The following is a 21,951-nucleotide window of genomic DNA, read 5'->3' on the forward strand; positions in this document are numbered from 1 at the left end:
CAGGCTCACTCCTACAGGGGAACGCGAAAATCCTGTGGGAGCCAGCCTGCTGGCATTTACAGCGACGCAGTCTCGGATCAGGTGCGGTATTCGGCGTTGATCTTCACGTATTCATGCGACAGGTCGGTGGTCCAGATGGTTTCGCTGCAATCGCCGCGCCCCAACTCGATACGGATGGTGATCTCTTCCTGCTGCATGACCGCTGAGCCTTGCGCCTCAGTGTAGGTCGCGGCGCGAGCACCACGGCTGGCAATGCACACCTCGCCGAGGAACACGTCGATCTTGCTCACGTCCAGATCCGGCACACCGGCACGGCCGACAGCCGCCAGAATACGGCCCCAGTTCGGGTCGGAGGCAAACAGCGCGGTCTTGATCAGCGGCGAGTGGGCCACGGTGTAACCGACGTCCAGGCATTCCTGATGATTGCCGCCGCCGTTGACTTCAACGGTGACGAACTTGGTTGCGCCTTCACCGTCACGCACGATGGCCTGAGCCACGTCCATGCACACTTCGAACACTGCTTGCTTGAGTTTGGCGAACAGCTCGCCTTCCGCACGGGTGATTTCCGGCAGGGCAGCCTTACCGGTGGCGATCAGCATGCAGCAGTCGTTAGTCGAAGTGTCGCCGTCGATAGTGATGCGGTTGAACGACTTGTTGGCGCCGTCGAGCATCAGGTTTTGCAGGACATCTCGGGAGACTTTGGCGTCGGTCGCGATGTAGCCGAGCATGGTCGCCATGTTCGGACGAATCATGCCCGCGCCTTTGCTGATGCCGGTAACGGTGATGGTCACGCCGTCATGCTGGAACTGGCGGCTGGCACCTTTGGGCAGGGTGTCGGTGGTCATGATGCCGGTGGCGGCCGCTTCCCAGTTGTTTTCCGACAGATCATCCAGTGCGGCTTGCAAGGCACCTTCAATTTTCTCGACCGGCAATGGCTCGCCGATGACACCGGTGGAGTACGGCAGGATCTGGTCAGCAGCAACGCCGGTCAGTTCGGCCAGTTTGGCGCAGGTGCGCTCGGCAGCAGCGAGGCCAGGCTCACCGGTGCCGGCATTGGCATTGCCGGTGTTGGTCAGCAGGTAACGCACAGCGTTCTGCACGCGCTTTTTCGCCAGAATCACCGGTGCGGCACAAAAGGCGTTCAACGTGAATACGCCCGCCACGGTCGAACCTTCGGCGCAGCGCATCACCACGACATCCTTGCGCCCGGGGCGCTTGATGCCGGCCGAGGCGATACCGAGTTCAAAACCGGCAACCGGGTGCAACGTTGGCAAAGGACCAAGACCAACAGCCATGAATGCGCTCCTTACTCAATGAAGTCAGCACCGCCATTTGAAAGCGGTGGTTTAAATGGCAAAACGCCGCGACGGCTTATGCCGGTCGCGGCGCGGGTATTTCAGCGATTGAAACGGGTTTTACTGGATCTGCCCGTGGCAATGCTTGAATTTCTTGCCCGAACCGCAGTAGCACAGTTCGTTGCGGCCCAGCTTCTGGTCATTGCGAACCGGGGCGGTGGCGAGGGCTACGTCGACCTCTTCACCGAGGATTTCCGGCTGCTCAAGACCAGGGGCTTCGGCGTGTTCGAACTGCATGCGGGCGGCCAGTGCTTCGGCTTCCTGACGCAGACGTTGCTCTTCGGCTTCCGGATCTTCACGGCGAACCTGAACGTGCGACAGCACACGGATCGAGTCGCGCTTGATCGAATCCAGCAGCTCGGAGAACAGCGTGAACGACTCGCGCTTGTATTCCTGCTTCGGGTTCTTCTGAGCGTAGCCACGCAGGTGGATGCCGTGACGCAGGTGATCCATGGTCGACAGGTGGTCTTTCCACAGGTCGTCCAGTACGCGCAGAACGATTTGCTTCTCGAAGGAGCGCAGTGCTTCGGCACCGGCCTGATCTTCTTTCTCGTTGTACGCGGCCATCAGCTCGGTCATGAGCTTCTCGCGCAGGGTTTCTTCGTACAGGTGATCGTCTTCGTCGAGCCATTGCTGGATTGGCAACGCCACACCGAAGTCGCTCTGCAGCGAAGCTTCCAGACCGGCGACGTCCCACTGCTCTGGCAGCGATTGCGGCGGAATGTGGGCGCTGACGGTCGCGTTCAGTACGTCCTGACGGAAGTCGGCGATGGTTTCACCGATGTTGTCGGCGGCCAGCAACGTGTTACGCATGTGATAAATCACTTTACGCTGTTCGTTGTTAACGTCGTCGAACTCAAGCAGTTGCTTACGAATGTCGAAGTTGCGGCCTTCAACCTTGCGCTGCGCCTTCTCGATCGCGTTGGTCACCATGCGGTGCTCGATCGCTTCACCTGGCTGCATGCCCAGGGCTTTCATGAAGTTCTTAACCCGGTCAGAGGCGAAGATACGCATCAGGCTGTCTTCCAGCGACAGGTAGAAGCGGCTGGAACCGGCGTCACCCTGACGGCCGGCACGGCCACGCAGCTGGTTGTCGATACGACGGGATTCGTGACGCTCGGATGCAATCACCTGCAAACCGCCGGACTCCAGCACTTGTTGGTGACGCTTCTGCCAGTCGGCCTTGATCTGGGCGATCTGCTCAGGGGTCGGGTCTTCCAGCGAGGCAACTTCAACTTCCCAGTTACCGCCCAACAGGATGTCGGTACCACGACCGGCCATGTTGGTGGCGATGGTCAGGGCGCCCGGACGACCGGCCTGCGCGATGATCTCGGCTTCTTTTTCGTGGAACTTGGCGTTCAGAACCTTGTGTTCGATGCCTTCCTTCACGAGCAATGCGGACATGTGCTCGGAAGTTTCGATGGTCGCAGTACCCACCAGCACCGGACGGCCAGCGGCCATGCTTTCCTTGATGTCCGTCACGATCGCCGCGTATTTCTCTTCGGCAGTCAGGAACACCAGGTCGTTGAAGTCCTTACGCGCCAATGGCTTGTTCGGCGGAATGACCATGACTTCCAGACCATAGATCTGGTGGAATTCGAACGCTTCGGTGTCAGCGGTACCGGTCATGCCGGACAGCTTGGTGTACAGACGGAAGTAGTTCTGGAACGTGGTCGATGCCAGGGTCTGGCTCTCGGCCTGAATGTTCAGACCTTCTTTCGCTTCGATAGCCTGGTGCAGGCCTTCGGACAAACGACGGCCCGGCATGGTACGACCGGTGTGTTCGTCGACCAGTACGACCTGACCGTCCTGCACAATGTATTCAATGTTGCGATTGAACAGCTTGTGCGCACGCAGACCGGCATAAACGTGGGTCAGCAGGCCCAGGTTATGCGCCGAGTACAGGCTCTCGCCTTCAGCCAGCAGGCCGACACGGGTGAGCATGTCTTCGATGAACTGGTGACCGGCTTCGTTGAGTTCGACCTGACGGGTCTTCTCGTCGACTGTGTAGTGGCCAGCCTTGGTGACTTCGCCTTCGACTTCTTCGACGTGCAGTTCCAGCTGCGGGATCAGTTTGTTGATCTCCATGTACAGCTTGGAGCTGTCCTCGGCCTGACCGGAAATGATCAGCGGAGTACGCGCTTCGTCGATGAGGATGGAGTCGACTTCGTCGATCACGGCAAAATTGAGTTCGCGCTGGAATTTTTCTTCCATGCTGAACGCCATATTGTCGCGCAGGTAGTCGAAACCGAATTCGTTGTTGGTGCCATAGGTGATGTCGGCTGCGTAAGCGAGGCGCTTTTCTTCCGGCGGCTGGAACGGCGTCACGACGCCGACGGTCAGGCCGAGGAATTCATACAGCGGACGCATCCAGTTGGCGTCACGGCGGGCCAGGTAGTCGTTCACCGTCACAACGTGCACGCCCTTGCCGGACAGTGCGTTGAGGTAAACACCCAGGGTAGCCACGAGGGTTTTACCCTCACCGGTACGCATTTCGGCGATCTTGCCTTCATGCAAGGTCATGCCACCGACGAGTTGCACGTCGAAGTGGCGCATACCCATGATGCGCTTGCCGGCTTCGCGGGCGACCGCGAAGGCTTCTGGCAACAGCTTGTCGAGGGTTTCCCCTTTGGCGATGCGGGCCTTGAACTCATCGGTCTTGGCGCGCAATTGATCGTCCGAAAGGGCCACCATTTGCTCTTCGAAGGCATTGACGAGCTGCACCGTCTTGAGCATGCGTTTGACTTCACGCTCGTTCTTGCTTCCAAAAAGTTTCTTTAACAAAGGCGCAAACATATCGGCAGGATCTTCCACACTAAAGGGATGGAGGGCGGCCCCGTGAGTCGCCCGTGCAGCCCTCATGGCCGCATGCGAACGAGCATTCTACCCGGAAACGGTGGTGAGGAAAGTGGCGATGTTCCACGATGCTGGCACTGCGCTTTGACGGGGCTCACTTAAAATAGGGGCGTTTTGCTCAACTTCAAGTCATATGGAAAAGAAGTTAGTCGTTGATTTAATGGGCAAAGCAGGGGCAAAAGCAATGGGCGAGTGATTTCACTGCTTTCTGCTACCATGGCGCTTCTGTTACTTCAGGTGTTCGATCATGGCGTTTCGCCCTCTTACGGCCAGAGCACCCGCCGTTTTGCTACGCGAAGCCAAGCCGCTCAAAGCCATCCTCGGCCATGCCCAACGACTGGGTCACCTGCAGCGCCTGCTCGAAAGCCAACTGCAACCCGCCGCCCGCGAACATTGCCATGTGGCGTCGTGGCGTGAGGGCAGTCTCCTGTTAATTGTCACCGATGGTCATTGGGCCACTCGCCTGCGCTATCAGCAAAAGCGCTTGCAACGGCAATTGCAGATGTTCGACGAATTCGCCAGCCTGACGCGGATTCTGTTCAAGGTGCAGCCGCCGACGGTTCAGCGCGGGGCGACCGGGCATACGATGGATCTGTCGACGGATGCGGCGGCGACCATTCAGGCCACGGCGGACGGGATCAGTGATCCGAATCTGCGGGCGGCGCTGGAACGCCTTGCGGCGCACGCCAAAGCCAAGACCTGAAAAAATCGCAGCCTGGGGCAGCGCCTACAGTTGGAATGCAATCCCCTGTAGGCGCTGCCGCAGGCTGCGATCTTTGCTTTTAGCGGCGTTTGGTGCCTCCGAGCAGCGAACCCATCAGACCACGCACCAATTGCTTGCCCAGATTGTTGGCCGCTTGACGCATCGCCGACTTCAGCGCCTGCCCTGCCGCGGTACCCAGGAACTCGCCGGCCCTGTCCGCCAGACTCGGTTCTTGAGTAGCTGCCGGCGCTTCGGCCTCCGGGGCCAACCCTTTACGCCCCATCAGGATTTCATAAGCCGACTCCCGATCAACCGGTTTGTCATAGCGCCCCTTGAACGGCGATCCGGCAATCAGCATTGTTCGCTCGGCTTCGGTCAACGGCCCGATCCGCGATTGTGGCGGTGCGACCAACACGCGTTGAACCATTTCCGGCGTGCCTTTCTCGGCAAGCGTACCGACCAACGCCTCACCGATCCCGAGCTCGGTCAGCACCGACAGACTGTCGAACGCCGGATTAGGCCGGAACCCATCGGCCACGGCACGCAGGGATTTCTGCTCTTTTGCAGTGAATGCACGCAGGCCGTGCTGGATGCGCAGCCCCAGTTGCGCCAGCACGTCATCCGGCAAATCCGTCGGCGATTGAGTGACGAAGTACACGCCCACGCCCTTGGAACGGATCAACCGCACCACCTGCTCCAGCCGCTCCTGCAACGCCTTTGGCGTATCGCCAAACAACAAGTGCGCCTCATCGAAAAACAGCGCCAACAGCGGTTTATCGGCATCGCCGCGCTCCGGCAACTGCTCGAACAGTTCGGCCAGCAGCCATAACAGAAACGTCGCATAAACCTTCGGCGCCTCGTGCACCAGACGGCTGGCATCGAGCAGATGAATGCGCCCACGGCCATCGGCAGCCGGTTGCAGGATGTCTTCCAGTTGCAGCGCCGGCTCGCCAAACAAGGCTTCGGCACCCTGCTGCTCAAGGGTCGCCAGACGGCGCAACAGCGCCTGACTGGAACCGGTGGTCATCAGCGCGGCGTCTTCGCCCAACAGCTGTGGATTGTCCTTGAGGTGATTGAGCAGCGCTTTCAGATCCTTCAGATCCAGCAACAACAGGCCTTCGCGATCGGCGACCTTGAACGCCGCGTACAGCGCCGACTGCTGACTGTCGGTGAGTTCGAGCAGGCTGCCGATCAGCAGCGGGCCCATTTCGCTCAACGTAGTGCGCAGCGGATGACCGGACTGACCGTGAATGTCCCACAACGTCACCGGATAAGCCTGCGGCTTGTAGTTGAGAAAAGGCATTCCGGCGATGCGCTCGGCGACCTTGCCCTGCGGGTTGCCGGCGGCACCGAGGCCGCACAGATCGCCCTTGATATCAGCGGCAAACACCGCGACGCCCGCGTCGCTGAAGGCTTCGGCCAGACGTTGCAAAGTCACGGTTTTACCGGTGCCGGTCGCGCCGGCAACCAGTCCGTGTCGGTTGGCCAGGCGCATGGCCTGGGCGAGCGGTTGCCCCGCGAGATCGGCGCCGATTACGAGTTGCGATGAGTCAGGCATTTTGTCACCCAATGGTTAATCTTTAGTTCGCGATGGCCGATAAATAAAGGCGTGAACCTGACTGAAAAGTCGGGTCGGACATTTCCCTAAGGAGAGACGGAAATATCAGTTTTTTTCACCCTTGCCCATATCGAGCGTCTTTATAAAAGCACGCCCAGGACATTAAGACCTTAGCGGAACCCCAAGCCATGAACAAAAACCTGCGCTTCAGCCATAAAATTTTGCTTGCCGCCGCCCTCATCGTCATCGCCGCTTTCGCCTCGTTCACGCTCTACAACGATTGGTTGCAGCGCAATGCGATCCGCGATGACCTGAACAACTATCTCAACGAGATGGGCGAGGTCACCGCCGGCAATATTCAGACCTGGCTCAGCGGCCGCATTCTGCTGGTCGAGAACGCTGCCCAGAACATCGCCATCAACCCGGAACCGACCAATGTCGCCAGCCTGCTGGAACAGAAGTCCCTGACCTCGACGTTCATGGCGACCTACCTGGGCGATGCCACCGGTCACTTCACCATCCGTCCGGACGTGAAGATGCCGGACGGTTTCGATCCACGCGTTCGTCCTTGGTACAAAGGTGCCGAGAGCAGCAGCACGCCGACCCTGACCGAACCGTACATCGACGCCGCGACCGGCCAGTTGATCATCTCCATCGCCACCGCCTCGAAAAAGGCCGGTCAGAGCGTTGGCGTGGTCGGCGGTGACTTGAGCCTGCAATCACTGGTCGACACCCTGGCCGCCCGGGATTTCGACGGCATGGGTTATGTGTTCCTGGTCAGCGCCGACGGCAAGATCCTCGTGCACCCGGACAAAGCCCTGGTGATGAAATCACTGAAGGAGGCCTATCCGCAGGACACCCCGCGCATCAGCAGCGACTTCAGTGAAGTCACTGTCGATGGCAAGACCCGCATCGTCACTTTCGCCCCGATCAAGGGCCTGCCGTCGGTGAACTGGTACATCGGCCTGTCGGTGGACAAAGACCAGGCGTTCGCCATGCTCAGCGAGTTCCGCACCTCGGCAGTCATCGCAACGGTGATTGCCGTAGCGATCATCATTGCCCTGCTCGGTATGCTGATCCGCATCCTGATCCAGCCGCTGCACGTCATGACCCGTGCCATGGAAGACATCGCCGACGGCGAAGGTGACCTGACCAAACGCCTGACTATCGTCAATAACGATGAATTCGGTGTACTCGGTACCGCGTTCAACCGTTTTGTCGAGCGTATTCATGGCTCGATCCGCGAAGTGTCGTCGGCCACCGGGCAGGTTAACGAAGTCGCCCTGCGCGTGGTCGCGGCGTCGAACTCGTCGATGTACAACTCTGACCAGCAAGCCTCGCGCACCAGCAGTGTCGCCGCCGCGATCAACCAACTTGGCGCCGCCGCCCAGGAAATCGCCCGCAACGCCGCGCAAGCCTCGAACCAGGCCAGCGACGCCCGCGGCCTCGCCGAAGACGGCCAGCAAGTGGTGGATCGCAGCATCAAGGCGATGAATCAACTGTCGAGCATGCTCAGCGCGTCGAGCAGCAATATCGAGTCGCTGAACAGCAAAACCGTGAACATCGGGCAGATTCTCGAAGTGATCACCAGTATTTCCCAGCAAACCAACCTGCTGGCGCTCAACGCGGCGATTGAAGCCGCGCGTGCCGGTGAAGCCGGGCGCGGATTTGCCGTGGTGGCGGACGAAGTGCGTAACCTCGCCCACCGCACCCAGGAGTCGGCGCAGCAGGTGCAGACCATGATCGAGGAACTGCAAGTCGGCGCCCGTGAATCGGTGAGCACCATGAGCGATAGCCAGCGCCACAGCCAGGACAGCGTGGAAATCGCCAACCTGGCGGGCGAGCGCTTGAACAGCGTCACCCAACGTATTGGCGAGATCGACGGGATGAACCAGTCGGTGGCTACGGCGACCGAGGAACAAACCGCCGTGGTTGAGTCGATCAACGTCGATATCACCGAGATCAATACGCTGAATCAGGAAGGCGTGGAGAACCTGCATGCGACCTTGCGTGCCTGCTCGGATCTGGAGCAGCAGGCTTCGCGTCTGAAGCAATTGGTTGGCAGCTTCCGCATCTGAAGATCAAGAACTTTGCTCCCTCACCCCAGCCCTCCCGAAACGTCGGACCGCCCCCCAGGGGGCGAGGGGGAAAGGGAGCCGATCTTCAAGCCTTTCAAAACCTGAGTTCGACTCGAACGCCCAGGTCGATGTAATTCCAATATCCACCTCGGTCAGTCCCCTCTCCTCCGGGAGAGGGTCAGGGTGAGGGCTGCTCTTTGTTTCACCGCAAAAATCCCGACCGAACATCTATTCTGGATAAAGGTCAACCAAGGGAGACCCACTGCGGAGGGACGATCACCGTGCATATCGCCGACATCACCATGTTCTACGCCCCGGCCAGCGGTGGCGTACGTACTTATCTGGATGCAAAACACCGTCGATTGAGCGTCAAGCCTGGGATTCGTCACAGTTTGCTGATCCCCGGCGCGCATTTCGGTGAACACGATGGCGTTTACACGGTTCCCGCCCCCGCCCTGCCCTTCGGCAAGGGTTACCGCTTCCCCGTACGTCTGGCTCCCTGGCGAAATGTCTTGCAGGGGTTGCAGCCCGATCTGATCGAAGTCGGCGATCCCTACCTCACGGCATGGGCCGCGCTGGATGCCCGGCGGCAACTGGATGTGCCGGTGATCGGTTTCTATCACTCGGACTTGCCGCTGTTGGTCAGCAACCGTATGGGTCATTGGGTCACGCCCAACGTCGAGGCCTATGTCACCAAGTTGTATGGCAACTTCGACCGGGTTCTCGCGCCCAGTCAGGTGATGGCTGACAAACTCACAGGCCTGGGCGTGCGCAACGTTTTCGTGCAGCCGCTGGGCGTTGATCTGCAAACCTTTCACCCCGGCGCCCGCGACCCGGACTTGCGGGCCGAGCTGGGCATTGCCGAAGACGCCCGCCTGCTGATCTTCGCCGGGCGCGGTTCGAAAGAGAAAAACCTGCCGGTCTTGCTCAAGTGCATGCAGCGTCTTGGCTCGCGCTATCACTTGTTGCTGGTCGGCTCGGCGATGCCGACTGCAGTGCCGGACAACGTCAGCGTCATCGATGAGTTCTGCCCGGCACCGACCGTGGCACGCCTGATGGCCAGTGCCGATGCGTTGTTGCATGCCGGCGATCAGGAAACCTTCGGTCTGGTGATCCTTGAAGCGATGGCCAGCGGTATTCCAGTGGTCGCTGTGGCGGCCGGGGCGTTCGAAGAAATCGTCACTGAGTCCTGCGGCCTGCTGTGTGCGCCGAACAATCCCCAGGCCATGGCCAATGCCGTCCGGGAATTGTTCAGTCGCAACAGCGTGAAACTCGGCCAGCAAGCGCGCCAGCATGTCGAACGGCATTACGCCTGGGACACGGTGGTCGACAGTCTGCTCAGTCACTATCACGCCGTCCTCGGCCATGCGATTCCACGGGTGGCTAATGGCTGACTCGCTCAATCGGCCCGCCGTGCTGCTGGTGCTGCACGACGTGGCCCCATCGACCTGGACGGATTACCAACCCTTTGTTGAAGCCGTCGATGCTTTGGGCGATGTACCCATGACCTGGCTGGTGGTGCCGGACTTCCATCGACAGGACAGCCTCGAGACTCACACGGACTTTCGTCAACTGCTGAGCGCACGCGTCGCTCGTGGCGACGAATTGGCCTTGCACGGCTATTTTCATGACGACAGGGAGCCCGGTCCGACCACGCCTCGCGACTGGTTCATGCGCCGTATTTATACCCATGAAGGCGAGTTCTATCGCTTGTCCCAAGAAGCCGCTCTCGCCCGACTGCGCGCAGGCATTGAGCTGTTCCAGCGCTACGACTGGCCGCTCCACGGCTTCGTGGCCCCGGCCTGGCTGATGAGCGAAGGCACGCGTCAGGCGCTGCGCGAATTGCCGCTGAGCTACACCAGCGACCCGCAGCATCTCTATCATTTACCGGATTTCACCCCCATTGATGCCCCGGGCCTGGTCTGGAGCGCCCGCAGCGCCTGGCGTCGCGGTCTGTCGAAGATCATCAGCGACCAGCGTGAGCAGCACTGGCGCCAAGCGCCGGTGATTCGGCTAGGCTTGCACCCGGTGGACATGCGCCACGAATTCTCCCGCCATTACTGGCTGAACATCCTTGAACGACTGCTGAATGAAGGACGCGTACCGATGACCAAAGTGAACTGGCTCGCCCGACAGCGCGGTCAACAGGAACGCGCCGCATGAGCCGCGGCATTGTGTTGTTGATCGGCCTGCTCGCCGCAGTGCTGATCCCGCTGCTGCTCGGTGGCAGTGAAATCTGGTCGCGCCTGCAAAGCTTTCCGCTGCAATGGCTGCTGATCATGTTTGGCATGATCCTGCTGTGCTGGGGCATCAATACCTTGCGCCTGCGTTTGTTGCTCGGCGATCAACGGGATCGTGTCACGCCGATAAAAAGCCTTGGCGTGGTCATGGCCGCCGAATTCGCCTACTGCGCAACTCCCGGCGGTAGCGGCGGGCCGCTGACGATTATGGCGTTGCTGGCCCGCAGCGGCGTGCGCCCGGCCCGGGGCAGCGCGGTGTTTGCCATGGATCAGTTGAGCGATTTGCTGTTTTTTCTCTGCGCCCTGAGCGGGATTCTGATTTACGCACTGTTCCAGCACCTTAGCGATCGCATGGAATGGCTGCTGATCGTCAGCGCCGTGTCGCTGTTCGGCGGTTTGTGCAGTTGTGTACTGCTGGCGCGCTATCACCGCCCATTGATTCGCCTGAGCGGACGGCTGCTGGCCCGAATGAATGTGCGCGCCAGCACCCGTCGCCGCTGGGCGCGCAAGCTGCTGCATTTTCTTGCCGCGTTCATCGATACGTTGAAGTTGCCTTGGCAGACCTTGAGCAAAGTCTTCGCCCTGACCTGCGTGCACTGGCTGCTGCGCTACAGCGTGCTGTATCTGGCGCTGCGTGGACTGGGGGCGGATTTGCAGTGGGCGTGGAGTTTTCTGGTACAGATGCTCTCGCTGGGTGCCGGCCAGTTCAGCTTGCTGCCGGGCGGCGCAGGTGCCGCAGAATTGACCTCGGCGGCGCTATTGGCACCGATGGTCGGCAAATCCACGGCGGCGGCGGCGATACTGATCTGGCGGGTTGTGACGTTCTATTTCTATCTCGTGGTCGGTGGACCGGTGTTTCTGTTAATGCTCGGCCGGCCGCTGATCAGAAAGCTGATGAAAGTCAGGCAGGCTTCTTAGGCTCATCCTGTTCATCCTTGAGTTGCTCCCACAACTCGGCAGCGCCGGGAAACTCCGTCCCGTCGTCTGGACTCAGGTCATCCGGGTCATACCGACTCAAACAGCCCTCGCCCAATGTCGCGGGCGCTTTGGAAGTGGCTTTGTCCAGTGGATCGCTCATCTGCATGTCCTCAGGTTCTGAAACGACGAAGGGCTTGGGCGATTCAACGCCCAAGCCCTTCGTTTTTCAAGCATGGAGTGGTTCGATCAGAACACTACAGTCTTGTTGCCATGGACCAGCACACGATCTTCGAGGTGATAACGCAAGCCGCGCGCCAATACCATCTTCTCGACGTCACGACCGAAACGCACCATGTCTTCGATGCTGTCGCTGTGGCTGACGCGGACAACGTCCTGCTCGATGATCGGACCGGCGTCCAGCTCTTCGGTCACGTAGTGGCAGGTCGCACCGATCAGTTTCACGCCACGCAGGGAGGCCTGGTGGTACGGCTTGGCACCGACGAACGACGGCAGGAAGCTGTGGTGAATGTTGATGACCTGGTGCGCGTATTCGCGGCACAGCGCCGGCGGCAGGATTTGCATGTAGCGCGCCAGCACCACGACTTCGGCGTCGTGCTGTTTGACCAGACGCGACACTTCGGCGAAGGCCGGCTCCTTGTCCTGCGGATTGACCGGGACGTGGTAATAAGGAATGCCGTGCCACTCGACCATGCTACGCAGATCATCGTGGTTGGAAATCACGCAGGAAATTTCGCAGTCCAGTTCATCGCTGTGCCAGCGGTGCAGCAGGTCGGCCAGGCAATGGGATTCGCGGCTGGCCATCAGCACCACGCGTTTTTTCTGCTCGGTGTCGGTGATGCGCCAGTCCATCGAGAACTCTTCGGCGATCGGTGCAAACTTCTCGCGCAAGACTTCAATACCGAACGGCAACGAATCGGCACGAATCTCGTGACGCATGAAGAACCAGCCCACCTGATTATCCGAGTGGTGGCTCGCTTCGGTGATCCAGCCATTATGGGATGCCAGAAAATTACTGACTTTGGCAACAATGCCAACGCGGTCCGGGCAAGAAATCACCAGCCGAAAAGTGCGCATGAGGGGGAAACTCCAGAACTTCGCAAAGGCCGCCATTCTAGCGACTGCGCAGCAAAACTGCAGTATTGATGAGCTCGGGGGCGTTCGCCCCACCCCGGCGTACAGCTTTTTGACGGGGACAACCGTCAACGGCACAGCGGTTCGGAGGTACTGCTTGATCAGATAACTGTGAGTATCTGTGATGACTGCATCACACTATTTAACCGAACATTCAATTTACCGCTAATTCTTGTAACTAATTTAAATAAAAACCCCGGTTAAATGTTTACTTGATGAAACAGCCTGACTATTATTGCGTCACTGTCCCCTGCCACTCAGCACTCTACTAAGGTAGTAATCATGTCCTTGATCAACGAATATCGCGCCACCGAAGAAGCTATCAAAGAGCTGCAAGCCCGTTTGAAGAACCTGTCGCAAGACGACAAACTGCAAACCGAGCTGGAATTCGAAGGCAAACTGCGCACCCTGATGGGCGAATACTCCAAGTCCCTGCGTGACATCATCGCCCTGTTGGATCCAGAATCCAAAACCAAGGCTCCACGCGGCGGCGCAGTAAAAACTACCGGCACCAAGCGTGCTCGCAAAGTTAAACAATACAAAAACCCGCACAACGGCGAAGTCATCGAAACCAAAGGTGGCAACCACAAAACTCTGAAAGAGTGGAAAGCCAAGTGGGGCGGTGACGTGGTTGAAGGCTGGGCTACCCTGCTGGGCTAAGCCGCAACGCCTGCCGCAGACTGATCTGCGGTAAAAAAGAAACGCCAGCGAATGCTGGCGTTTTTTTATGTCCGGAATTAACCCGGTCATGTTCGATTTCAAAGATTCAAACGTTTGCGTAATGCCTGGACATAATTCTGCCATTCATTGAGCACCGCACTCTGCACCGGCGTCGCACTAAGCGCCCATTTCTCTGCGGCCTCTGTAAAAGATGTCAGGGTATTTGGAGCCCCCCATTCAGGCGCGGACAAACGCTGCTGACAAAATACTCGCCAACGTTCCTGCTCTTCAAAATTCAAGGTGTCGGGAAAGTTACGCGCTCGATATCGAAAGAGTAATTCAGGCAAACGTTCATCATCGAAAGGCCATTGCTCTTGCGCTAATTGCACAGGATCGGCCGTTCTCACTTGCTCACATAGACGTCGGTCGCGGTCACCGATAAATCCGTCGTACAACTGTTGTTCCGGATCCTCGCTCGGGGTGAAGTCTTCGCTGGCATAAATCGCCGCAACTTTATCTTTCCAAACTTCTTGTGCGTCAGTTAGTCGCAGCGCTCGTTCCTGATAAAGCGCCATGTCCAGCCCCAGTCTCTGCTGATCTTGCGCACGCAATACCGACGTTGGCGCCACCACCGGGCAACGATTGATATGAATCAGTTTGAGCGGCACCGGCAACTCACCTTCCAGCAAATCGTCACGGCGGGTGTACAGGCGCTGGCGCAGGGTCTGCGCATCGAGATCAAGCAAGCCCTGGGGATCCAGATGCAGGTCGCAGACGATCAAGGCATTGCGGTTTTTCGGATGCCAGGCCAATGGCAGCACCACGCCGACATAACTGCGCGCCGCCGAGAATCGCCCGGAAATGTGCACCAGCGGCTGCAACAGACGAATCTGATCCATGACCTTTTGCTTGCTGCGCAACTGGAACAACCAGTCATACAGTTTTGGCTGCTTCTCGCGGATCAGCCGCGCCAAGGCAATGGTCGCGCGCACATCCGACAACGCCTCGTGGGCGTGGCCATGATCAATATTATTGGCGGCCGTCAGGCGCTCGAGCTTGAGCGTTACCCGCCCCTCGTCATCGGTCGGCCAGACCAGCCCGTCGGGACGCAGCGCATAAGCGGCGCGGACCACATCGATCAGGTCCCAGCGACTGTTGCCGCCCTGCCATTCGCGGGCGTACGGGTCGAAGAAATTGCGGTACAAACTGTAGCGCGTCATCTCGTCGTCGAACCGCAACGTGTTGTAACCAGCGCCACACGTACCGGGAGCGGCCAGTTGCGCATGCACCCGGGTCATGAAATCGGCCTCGCTCAAGCCCTTGTCGGCGAGCTGGCTCGGGGTAATGCCAGTGATTGCGCACGCCGCCGGATGCGGCAGGATGTCTTCGCTGGGTTGGCAGTAAAGGTTGACCGGCTCATCGATTTCGTTGAGGTCGTGGTCGGTGCGAATCCCGGCGACCTGCAGCGGGCGGTCGCTGCGGGGATTGATGCCAGTGGTTTCGTAGTCGTACCAAAAGATGGAAGTCACGGGCGGTTCCTGAACTGAAGATCGGCGAAGTCTAGGCGTTCAACCGCGGTCGCGGCCAGCCTCGCGTCATTCAAACACCTGGCGTCACACGCTGTGCAATACATAGTTATGTCGTTTTCCCCCGAGAGGCTGCTAGCATCGACCCACTTGCATCCCGAACAGGCGAACATCAGGAAGCCCATGCTCGAGCCGACAGCACCGCCAAGGAAAGCACCGCTGGCCCCGCCGCTGGATACGCGGCATCAGGTCGAAACGCCGGAAGGCATCGAGCTGCCGCTGCGACCCGCCGGGTTGATGGTGCGGGCCATCGCCTTCGCGATTGACCTGAGCATTCGCGGCGCGGTCATGGGCGTGCTGTTCATCGTTCTGGCGTTTTTCGGCAAGCTCGGCATGGGCCTCGGCTCGCTGCTGCTGTTTGCGGTCAGCTGGTGGTACATGGTGCTGTTCGAAGTGCTGCGCCAGGGACGCTCGCCGGGTAAGCAATGGATGGGCCTGCGCGTGGTGCATGATGACGGCACCCCGATAGGCTGGTCGGCTTCCTTGCTGCGCAACCTGTTGCGCTTTGTCGATCTGCTGCCATTCGGTTATTTCCTCGGCACCCTCAGTTGCCTTAATCACCCGACCTTCAAGCGTCTGGGTGACATCGCCGCCGGTACGCTGGTGGTTTACAGCGAACGCCCTCTCGTCCGCCCGCAACTGCCCGCCGCCGAACCACGCCGCGCGCCGATTGCCCTCACCCTCAGCGAACAGCGCGCGCTGCTCGGGTTCGCCGAGCGTCAGGCCGATCTGACGCCCGCGCGGGTCAATGAACTGGCAGCACTACTGGCCCAGCCACTGCGTATTTCCGCCCCCAAAGCAGTCACCGAACTCAACGGCATCGCCCGCGGCTTGTTGGGCCCGACATGAAGCAAAGTCTTTTCGAAAGTCGCCACAAGGCCGAATGGGAGCGTTTTGCCCTGGCCCTTGAACGTCTAGAACGGGGTAAGGAAACCTCACAAGTGGCGGGCTTCCCCAAAGCGTATCGGCACCTCTGCCAACATCTGGCGCTGGCGCAGGAACGTGGCTACAGCAGTTTTCTCATCGACTCCCTGCAGCAGCAGGTGTTGCGCGGTCATCAACAGCTTTACCGGCATCGCAGTCGTTTGGGTGCCAACCTGTTGAGCTTCATCCTCGCCGACTTCCCGCGTCTGGTGCGTGCCGAATGGCGTTTTGTGCTGGTTGCCGGCCTGTTGTTTTTCGGCAGCCTGATCGGCGTCGGTGTGCTGGTCTATGTGTTTCCCGAACTGGTCTACAACCTGCTCCCCGCCGATCAGGTGCGCGAGATGCAAGGCATGTACGACCCGGTGGCCGGTCACCTCGGGCGCCCGGCCGAACGTGCGGCCAGCGAAGACTGGGTGATGTTCGGCTACTACGTGATGCACAACATCGGCATTGCCTTTCAGACCTTCGCCAGCGGTTTGCTGATGGGGGTGGGCAGTGCGTTTTTTCTGTTCTACAACGGTCTGGTCATCGGTGCCGTGGCCGGACATCTGAGTGAAATCGGCTACGGCCAGACCTTCTGGTCATTCGTTATCGCCCATGGTGCCTTTGAACTGACAGCCATTGCCCTCGCCGGCGCGGCAGGCTTGCAACTGGGCTGGGCGTTGATCGCACCGGGACGCCTGACCCGTGCCGAAGCGTTGAAACGCGCCGCGCGCAAAAGCGTGCTGCTGATCTGTGGGGTCATGTTGTTCCTGCTGATCGCCGCGTTTATCGAAGCCTATTGGTCGTCGAAAACCAGCGTCGCTGCGCTCACCAAATATCTGGTCGGTGCCGCTCTGTGGATTTTAGTGGCGAGCTATTTGTTGTTTGCCGGAAGGACACGCCATGCGCCTGAGTGACGCAACCGTGGTCATCCGTCCGCGTACCACCTGGGAAGCCATGGATCTTGGTGTGCTCATGAGTCAGCAGCATCGGCGCTTGCTCATGACCAGTTGGGCCATCGTCACCCTGCCGTTGTTCGCCTTGCTCAGCGTGTTGCTGTGGGATTCGCCGTCACTGGCGGTGTTTATTTTCTGGTGGCTGAAACCGGCCTTTGAACGCCTGCCGCTGTACATCCTGTCCAAAGCGCTGTTCGGCGAAACGCCGACGCTCAGACACGCCCTGCGTGAGTGGCCGCGCCTGCTCAAACCGCAACTGCTGGCCAGCCTGACCTGGCGACGCCTGAGTTTGAGCCGCAGTTTCCTGATGCCCGTGGTGCAACTCGAAGGTCTGGATGGCAACGCCCGTCAGCAGCGCTTGCAGGTCTTGTTGCAACGCAACGCTGGCGCCGCGCAGTGGCTGACGATCATCGGCGTGCATCTGGAAACGGCGCTGTGGATTGGTCTGATGGTGTTGTTCTACCTGCTGTTGCCGCAACAGATCGAAACCGACTGGGACTGGCAGTCGATGATCCTCGCGGCGGATCACGACTGGCGCTGGCTGGAGCACCTGACCAACGTTTTCTATGCGCTGGTGCTGGTGGTGTGGGAGCCGATTTACGTAGCCTGCGGATTCAGTCTCTATCTGAATCGGCGCACACAGTTGGAGGCATGGGACATCGAACTGGTATTCCGTCGCCTGCGTCAACGCCTGAACAGCAGCATGCTCGGCGTGTTGCTGGCGGTGTGTCTGCTGCTGCCGAACGTGCCCCCGGCCTGGGCGGCTGAACCGGACAGCCGCCCAGAGGCGCCGCGCTTGTTGAATCAGCCGCTGACCAGTCAGGCCTCACGCGACAGCATCAAGGCATTGCTCGAACAACCGCCATTCAAGAACAAGGAGTCCGTCACCCGTTACCGTTTTGGCGACGAGCCGGCGCCAGCGGCCAAATCCGACAAGGCAGGCGAAGCCCCGCAGTGGCTTAAAACCCTGCTCGGCTGGCTCGACGGCCAGCGCTTCAATGCCTTGGCCAAGGTGATCGAGGTGTTGCTGTGGGGCACAGTGATCGCCGCGTTTGCCTGGTTGCTCTGGCGCTATCGCGAATTTCTCCAGGCGTTCGTCAGCCGCCGGCCGGCCCGCCCCGCCCGGGCAAAGAGACCTGCACCGCAGCAAGCCTTTGGCCTGGACCTCAACCGCGACACCCTGCCCGACGACATCGCCGCCCACGCCGAACAACTCTGGCAAACCCAGCCTCGGGCAGCGCTGAGCCTGCTCTATCGCGGCCTGCTCAGCCATGTGCTTCACGACTTCGATCTGCCGCTCAAAGCCGCCGACACCGAAAATCAGGTGCTGGCGCGCATTGAACAACTCCAGCACCCGGAACTGCTCGCCTTCAGCCGCACCCTCACTGCTCACTGGCTGAACATGGCCTACGGGCATCGCGTACCTGCCGCGCATCTGCAACAGGAACTGTGCGCTGGCTGGCGCGCATTGTTCGGCCACGGGGCCTCGCGTTGAGCAGGCGCGCGTTGTGGTGGGTCGGCGCGTGGGTCGTGGCGCTGGGTGGGTTAAGCGCTTTCCTGTTCCTGTCAGCCAAGCCTTATCAGGAAGAAGTCGACCACGGCCCCTCGCCCGCCGCGCAGGCCAATCCGTATCTGGCGGCGGAACTGTTTTTACGTAAGCGCGGCATCGAGGTCAGCCATGCCGAAAGTCTGGCGGTGTTGCCGGACATCGACCCACGCGGACACACGCTGCTGCTGTTCAACGATCGTTCGCGGATGACCCCGCGTGAGGTCGATCAAGTGCTGAACTGGACAAGGGCCGGCGGGCGGCTGGTGTTTGTCGCCGAATCGCTGTGGGATGAACAGACCAAACAGAGCAACGACCTGCTGCTGGATCGCGTGCAATTGCATCAATCCCTGAGCAAGGATCTGAAGGCCCCACCTGCCGATCAGGAACAAGACCCTTTCCCGAAATTGACCAAGCTGTATCTGGAGGATGAAGACGCACCGGCCTACGCCGGGTTCGACACCGACTTCCACCTCGACGACCCGAAGAACCTTGCGCAAGCCTGGGCCAACAGCGCCAAGGCTACGCACATGATGCAACTGCCCTACAGCCTTGGCTCCATCACCGTGGTCACCGATGCCGAACTCTGGAAAACCCCGGCAATCGCCGAGTACGACAATGCCTGGCTGCTTTGGTATTTGAGCGCTGACACTGACGTCACGCTGATCTACAACAACGCGCACGATGGCTTGCTGACGCTGCTCTGGCGCTACTTCCCGCAGGCCATCGTCGCCCTGCTCGCCCTGATCGGCCTGTGGTTGTGGCAAGCCAGCGTCCGCCACGGCCCACTGCAAGCGCCCGCCCCGAGTGGCCGTCGACAGTTGCAGGAACATCTACGCGCCAGTGCCGATTTCATGCTGCGCCACAACGGCCAGCAGTCGCTGCTGCAAGCTTTGCAACAAGACGTGTTGCGCCGCGCCCGACGCCGCCATCCCGGTTTCGATCAATTGAACGTTGCCGAACAATGGCTGGCCTTGTCGCGCCTGACCCGGCAACCCACCCGCGCCATCAGCCAGGCTTTGAGCCCGGTGCCGGACCAGCGCTTGTCGAGCGCTGAATTCAGCCGCCAGGTCGCCCACCTGCAAACCTTGAGGAACACGCTATGACTGAACAGATCGAGCCCGGCAGCCCCAGCCACGCCGCTCAGCAACGCCACCGTGCCAGTCAACTGGCGCAAGCGGTACGCAGCGAGTTGCACAAAGCAGTCATCGGCCAGAATGCGGTGATCGACGACGTGCTGACCGCGTTGATCGCCGGCGGCCATGTGTTGCTCGAAGGCGTTCCGGGGCTGGGCAAGACCCTGCTGGTGCGGGCGTTGGCGCGCTGCTTTGGCGGCGAGTTCGCGCGCATTCAATTCACCCCGGACCTGATGCCCAGCGACGTCACCGGGCATGCCGTGTACGACCTGCACACCGAGCAATTCAAGCTGCGCAAAGGCCCATTGTTCACCAACCTGTTGCTGGCGGACGAGATCAACCGCGCCCCGGCAAAAACCCAGGCGGCGCTGCTCGAAGCGATGCAGGAACGTCAGGTCACCCTCGAAGGCCGCGCTCTGCCGATTGCGCAGCCGTTCATGGTGTTGGCCACACAGAACCCGATCGAACAGGAAGGCACTTATCCACTGCCGGAAGCCGAGCTCGACCGCTTCATGCTCAAGGTGCGCATGGACTACCCGGACGCGGATCAGGAGTTGAACATGGTGCGTCAGGTCAGCCGTTCGACCCGCGCCGACATGCTCGATGTGCAACCACTGCGCACCGTGTTGCAGGCCAAGGACGTGCAAGCCCTGCAGCGCATCGCCAGTGACTTGCCGCTGGACGATCAGGTGCTCGATTACGCCGTACGCCTTGCCCGCAGCACCCGCACCTGGCCGGGCCTGACCCTCGGTGCCGGGCCTCGGGCCTCAATTGCACTGGTGCGTTGTGCCCGCGCTCGCGCCCTGTTGCGTGGTGGTGAGTTCGTGATTCCCGATGACATCAAGGGCTGCGCGCTGGCCGTGCTGCGCCATCGCGTGCGGATTGCGCCGGAGCTGGATATTGAAGGGCTGCAAGTCGATCAGGTGCTCCAGCAATTGCTCGACCAGATTCCGGCGCCGCGTCTGTGAAACCCTCACGACTGCTGCTGATCTGGCTTGCTGCGCTGCTTGCCGTCGGCATTGTGCTGGGCACTTTGCAGGCGTTGCAGATCGACATTCCGGCCAGTCTGCCGGCGATCAACTGGGGATTGCTGCTGGCATTGTTGGCGCTGGCGACGCTCGATGCATTGCGCCTGAAGCGATTACCCGCCGTGCGGATCAAACGGCAAATGCCCGGCAGCCTCGCGCTCGGGCGCTGGGGTGAAGTACAACTCAAGGTTGAACATGACTTTGCCGCACCACTGAATATTCAGATTTTCGACCATGTCCCGCAGGGGCTGAACTTCGAAAGCCTGCCACAAAGCGTCGAGCTGCGGCCCGGTCAAAACAGCCAGATCAGTTATCGCCTGCGCCCGCTCAAACGCGGTCATTTCCGCTTCGAGCAATGCGAAATGAACCTGCCGAGCCCGTTGGGTTTATGGTCGGGTAAACGGCTGCTCAGCGTGATCGACCAAACCCGTGTCTACCCCGATTTCGCTCGGCTCTACGGTGGCGAATTGTTGGCCGTGGACAACTGGCTCAGTCAGCTCGGCGTACGCCAGAAACAACGCCGCGGCCAGGGTCTGGAATTCCACCAACTGCGCGAATTCCGTGAAGGCGACAGTCTGCGCCAGATCGACTGGAAAGCCACCGCCCGCCAACGCACACCGATTGCCCGCGAATATCAGGACGAGCGCGATCAGCAGATCATCTTCCTGCTCGACTGCGGCCGGCGCATGCGCAGCCAGGACGACGAGTTGTCGCATTTTGACCACGCACTCAATGCCTGTTTACTGCTGAGCTACATCGCGCTGCGCCAGGGCGATGCCGTAGGCTTGATGACCTTCGCCTGCGATCAACCGCGCTATCTCGTCCCGGTCAAAGGCACCGGCCAATTGAACATACTGCTCAACAGTGTCTACGACCTCGACAGCACGCAACGCCCGGCCGATTACCAGGCGGCCACCAACCAACTACTGGCTCGACAAAAACGCCGGGCGCTGGTGGTGCTGGTCACCAACCTGCGCGATGAAGACGATGAAGAACTGCTCGGCGCCGTCAAACGCCTGAGCACACAACACCGCGTGCTGGTAGCGAGCCTGCGCGAAGAGATACTCGATACGCTGCGCAATACGCCGGTACAAACACTGCCTGAGGCACTGGCCTACTGCGGGACGGTCAGCTACCTCAATGAACGGGCAGAACTCCATGAGCGGTTGAGTGCTCATGGAGTGCCGGTGGTGGATGTTCGGCCTGCGCAGCTGGGAGCCGAACTGGTGGCGCGGTATCTCAGCTGGAAACGAAGTGCCGCGCTTTAAACTGT

18 protein-coding genes and 1 pseudogene are annotated in these 21,951 nt (G+C 60.1%); 13 read left to right on the top strand and 6 right to left on the bottom strand.

What is annotated here, in order from left to right; all coding sequences use genetic code 11:
• Positions 1-77: 77 nt before the first annotated feature.
• Complete coding sequence (argJ, locus tag PSH79_RS21395) at positions 78-1,295, bottom strand: bifunctional glutamate N-acetyltransferase/amino-acid acetyltransferase ArgJ (RefSeq protein ID WP_305439452.1); 1,218 nt, start codon at positions 1,293-1,295, stop codon at positions 78-80.
• Between the two features lie 120 nt (positions 1,296-1,415).
• Entirely contained in the window at positions 1,416-4,151 is a 2,736-nt protein-coding gene (secA, locus tag PSH79_RS21400) for a preprotein translocase subunit SecA (protein WP_305439454.1), read from the bottom strand.
• 307 nt (positions 4,152-4,458) lie between these two features.
• Between secA and PSH79_RS21405 the strand changes: the two genes are divergently transcribed.
• On the top strand, positions 4,459-4,914 hold the full coding sequence (locus tag PSH79_RS21405; protein ID WP_305439456.1) for a DUF721 domain-containing protein: 456 nt from the start codon (positions 4,459-4,461) through the stop codon (positions 4,912-4,914).
• A gap of 79 nt (positions 4,915-4,993) precedes the next feature.
• Here PSH79_RS21405 and PSH79_RS21410 read toward each other — a convergent pair whose 3' ends face one another.
• Positions 4,994-6,472 (bottom strand): helicase HerA-like domain-containing protein, encoded by a 1,479-nt coding sequence (locus tag PSH79_RS21410; protein WP_305439457.1) that lies wholly within the window; start codon positions 6,470-6,472, stop codon positions 4,994-4,996.
• 332 nt (positions 6,473-6,804) lie between these two features.
• Here PSH79_RS21410 and PSH79_RS28265 point away from each other — a divergent pair.
• The 5 genes and pseudogenes from PSH79_RS28265 to PSH79_RS21430 form a co-directional block, all read left to right on the top strand.
• Positions 6,805-7,644, top strand: a pseudogene (locus PSH79_RS28265) (cache and HAMP domain-containing protein); the annotation flags it as partial.
• A 141-nt stretch (positions 7,645-7,785) separates the two neighbouring features.
• Positions 7,786-8,550 (top strand): methyl-accepting chemotaxis protein, encoded by a 765-nt coding sequence (locus PSH79_RS28270; protein ID WP_370872677.1) that lies wholly within the window; start codon positions 7,786-7,788, stop codon positions 8,548-8,550.
• 281 nt (positions 8,551-8,831) lie between these two features.
• The gene (locus tag PSH79_RS21420; protein ID WP_305439459.1) at positions 8,832-9,944 is read left to right on the top strand and encodes a glycosyltransferase family 1 protein; all 1,113 of its coding nucleotides are present in this window, start codon (positions 8,832-8,834) and stop codon (positions 9,942-9,944) included.
• Positions 9,937-10,713: a polysaccharide deacetylase family protein gene (locus PSH79_RS21425; protein WP_305439461.1), complete on the top strand. Its 777-nt coding sequence runs from the start codon at positions 9,937-9,939 to the stop codon at positions 10,711-10,713. The genes PSH79_RS21420 and PSH79_RS21425 overlap by 8 nt, the downstream gene beginning before the upstream one ends.
• Positions 10,710-11,708 carry a lysylphosphatidylglycerol synthase transmembrane domain-containing protein gene (locus PSH79_RS21430; RefSeq protein WP_305439462.1) on the top strand — a complete coding sequence of 333 codons (999 nt, stop codon included), beginning with the start codon at positions 10,710-10,712 and terminating at the stop codon, positions 11,706-11,708. Before PSH79_RS21425 ends, PSH79_RS21430 begins: the two co-directional genes overlap by 4 nt.
• Here the strand turns inward: PSH79_RS21430 and PSH79_RS21435 are convergent.
• Both PSH79_RS21435 and purU read right to left on the bottom strand, forming a co-directional pair.
• Positions 11,692-11,868 (bottom strand): hypothetical protein, encoded by a 177-nt coding sequence (locus tag PSH79_RS21435; RefSeq protein WP_305439463.1) that lies wholly within the window; start codon positions 11,866-11,868, stop codon positions 11,692-11,694. The genes PSH79_RS21430 and PSH79_RS21435 overlap by 17 nt on opposite strands.
• A gap of 86 nt (positions 11,869-11,954) precedes the next feature.
• A complete protein-coding gene (gene purU, locus PSH79_RS21440) occupies positions 11,955-12,803 on the bottom strand; it encodes a formyltetrahydrofolate deformylase (RefSeq protein WP_042560661.1) in 849 nt (282 codons plus the stop codon).
• A 339-nt stretch (positions 12,804-13,142) separates the two neighbouring features.
• On the opposite strand from purU, the gene mvaT reads away from it, so the two are divergent.
• The gene (gene mvaT, locus PSH79_RS21445; RefSeq protein WP_007933316.1) at positions 13,143-13,520 is read left to right on the top strand and encodes a histone-like nucleoid-structuring protein MvaT; all 378 of its coding nucleotides are present in this window, start codon (positions 13,143-13,145) and stop codon (positions 13,518-13,520) included.
• Positions 13,521-13,618: 98 nt separating this feature from the next.
• On the opposite strand, the gene sbcB is transcribed toward mvaT, so the two are convergent.
• Entirely contained in the window at positions 13,619-15,049 is a 1,431-nt protein-coding gene (gene sbcB / locus PSH79_RS21450) for an exodeoxyribonuclease I (RefSeq protein WP_305439464.1), read from the bottom strand.
• 180 nt (positions 15,050-15,229) lie between these two features.
• Between sbcB and PSH79_RS21455 the strand changes: the two genes are divergently transcribed.
• The 6 genes from PSH79_RS21455 to PSH79_RS21480 are packed head-to-tail and all read left to right on the top strand — an operon-like array spanning position 15,230 to position 21,946.
• Entirely contained in the window at positions 15,230-15,955 is a 726-nt protein-coding gene (locus PSH79_RS21455) for an RDD family protein (protein ID WP_305439465.1), read from the top strand.
• On the top strand, positions 15,952-16,929 hold the full coding sequence (locus PSH79_RS21460) for a stage II sporulation protein M (protein WP_305439466.1): 978 nt from the start codon (positions 15,952-15,954) through the stop codon (positions 16,927-16,929). Before PSH79_RS21455 ends, PSH79_RS21460 begins: the two co-directional genes overlap by 4 nt.
• Positions 16,916-18,463 (top strand): DUF4129 domain-containing protein, encoded by a 1,548-nt coding sequence (locus PSH79_RS21465; protein WP_305439467.1) that lies wholly within the window; start codon positions 16,916-16,918, stop codon positions 18,461-18,463. The genes PSH79_RS21460 and PSH79_RS21465 overlap by 14 nt, the downstream gene beginning before the upstream one ends.
• A complete protein-coding gene (locus PSH79_RS21470) occupies positions 18,460-19,620 on the top strand; it encodes a DUF4350 domain-containing protein (RefSeq protein ID WP_305439468.1) in 1,161 nt (386 codons plus the stop codon). The genes PSH79_RS21465 and PSH79_RS21470 overlap by 4 nt, the downstream gene beginning before the upstream one ends.
• On the top strand, positions 19,617-20,618 hold the full coding sequence (locus PSH79_RS21475; protein ID WP_305439469.1) for a MoxR family ATPase: 1,002 nt from the start codon (positions 19,617-19,619) through the stop codon (positions 20,616-20,618). Before PSH79_RS21470 ends, PSH79_RS21475 begins: the two co-directional genes overlap by 4 nt.
• Positions 20,615-21,946, top strand: a complete 1,332-nt coding sequence (locus tag PSH79_RS21480) for a DUF58 domain-containing protein (protein ID WP_305439471.1) — start codon at positions 20,615-20,617, stop codon at positions 21,944-21,946. The genes PSH79_RS21475 and PSH79_RS21480 overlap by 4 nt, the downstream gene beginning before the upstream one ends.
• The last annotated feature ends 5 nt before the right edge of the window (positions 21,947-21,951 follow it).

The sequence above is a fragment of the Pseudomonas sp. FP2196 genome, from assembly GCF_030687715.1.
In the GTDB taxonomy this organism is placed as follows: domain Bacteria; phylum Pseudomonadota; class Gammaproteobacteria; order Pseudomonadales; family Pseudomonadaceae; genus Aquipseudomonas.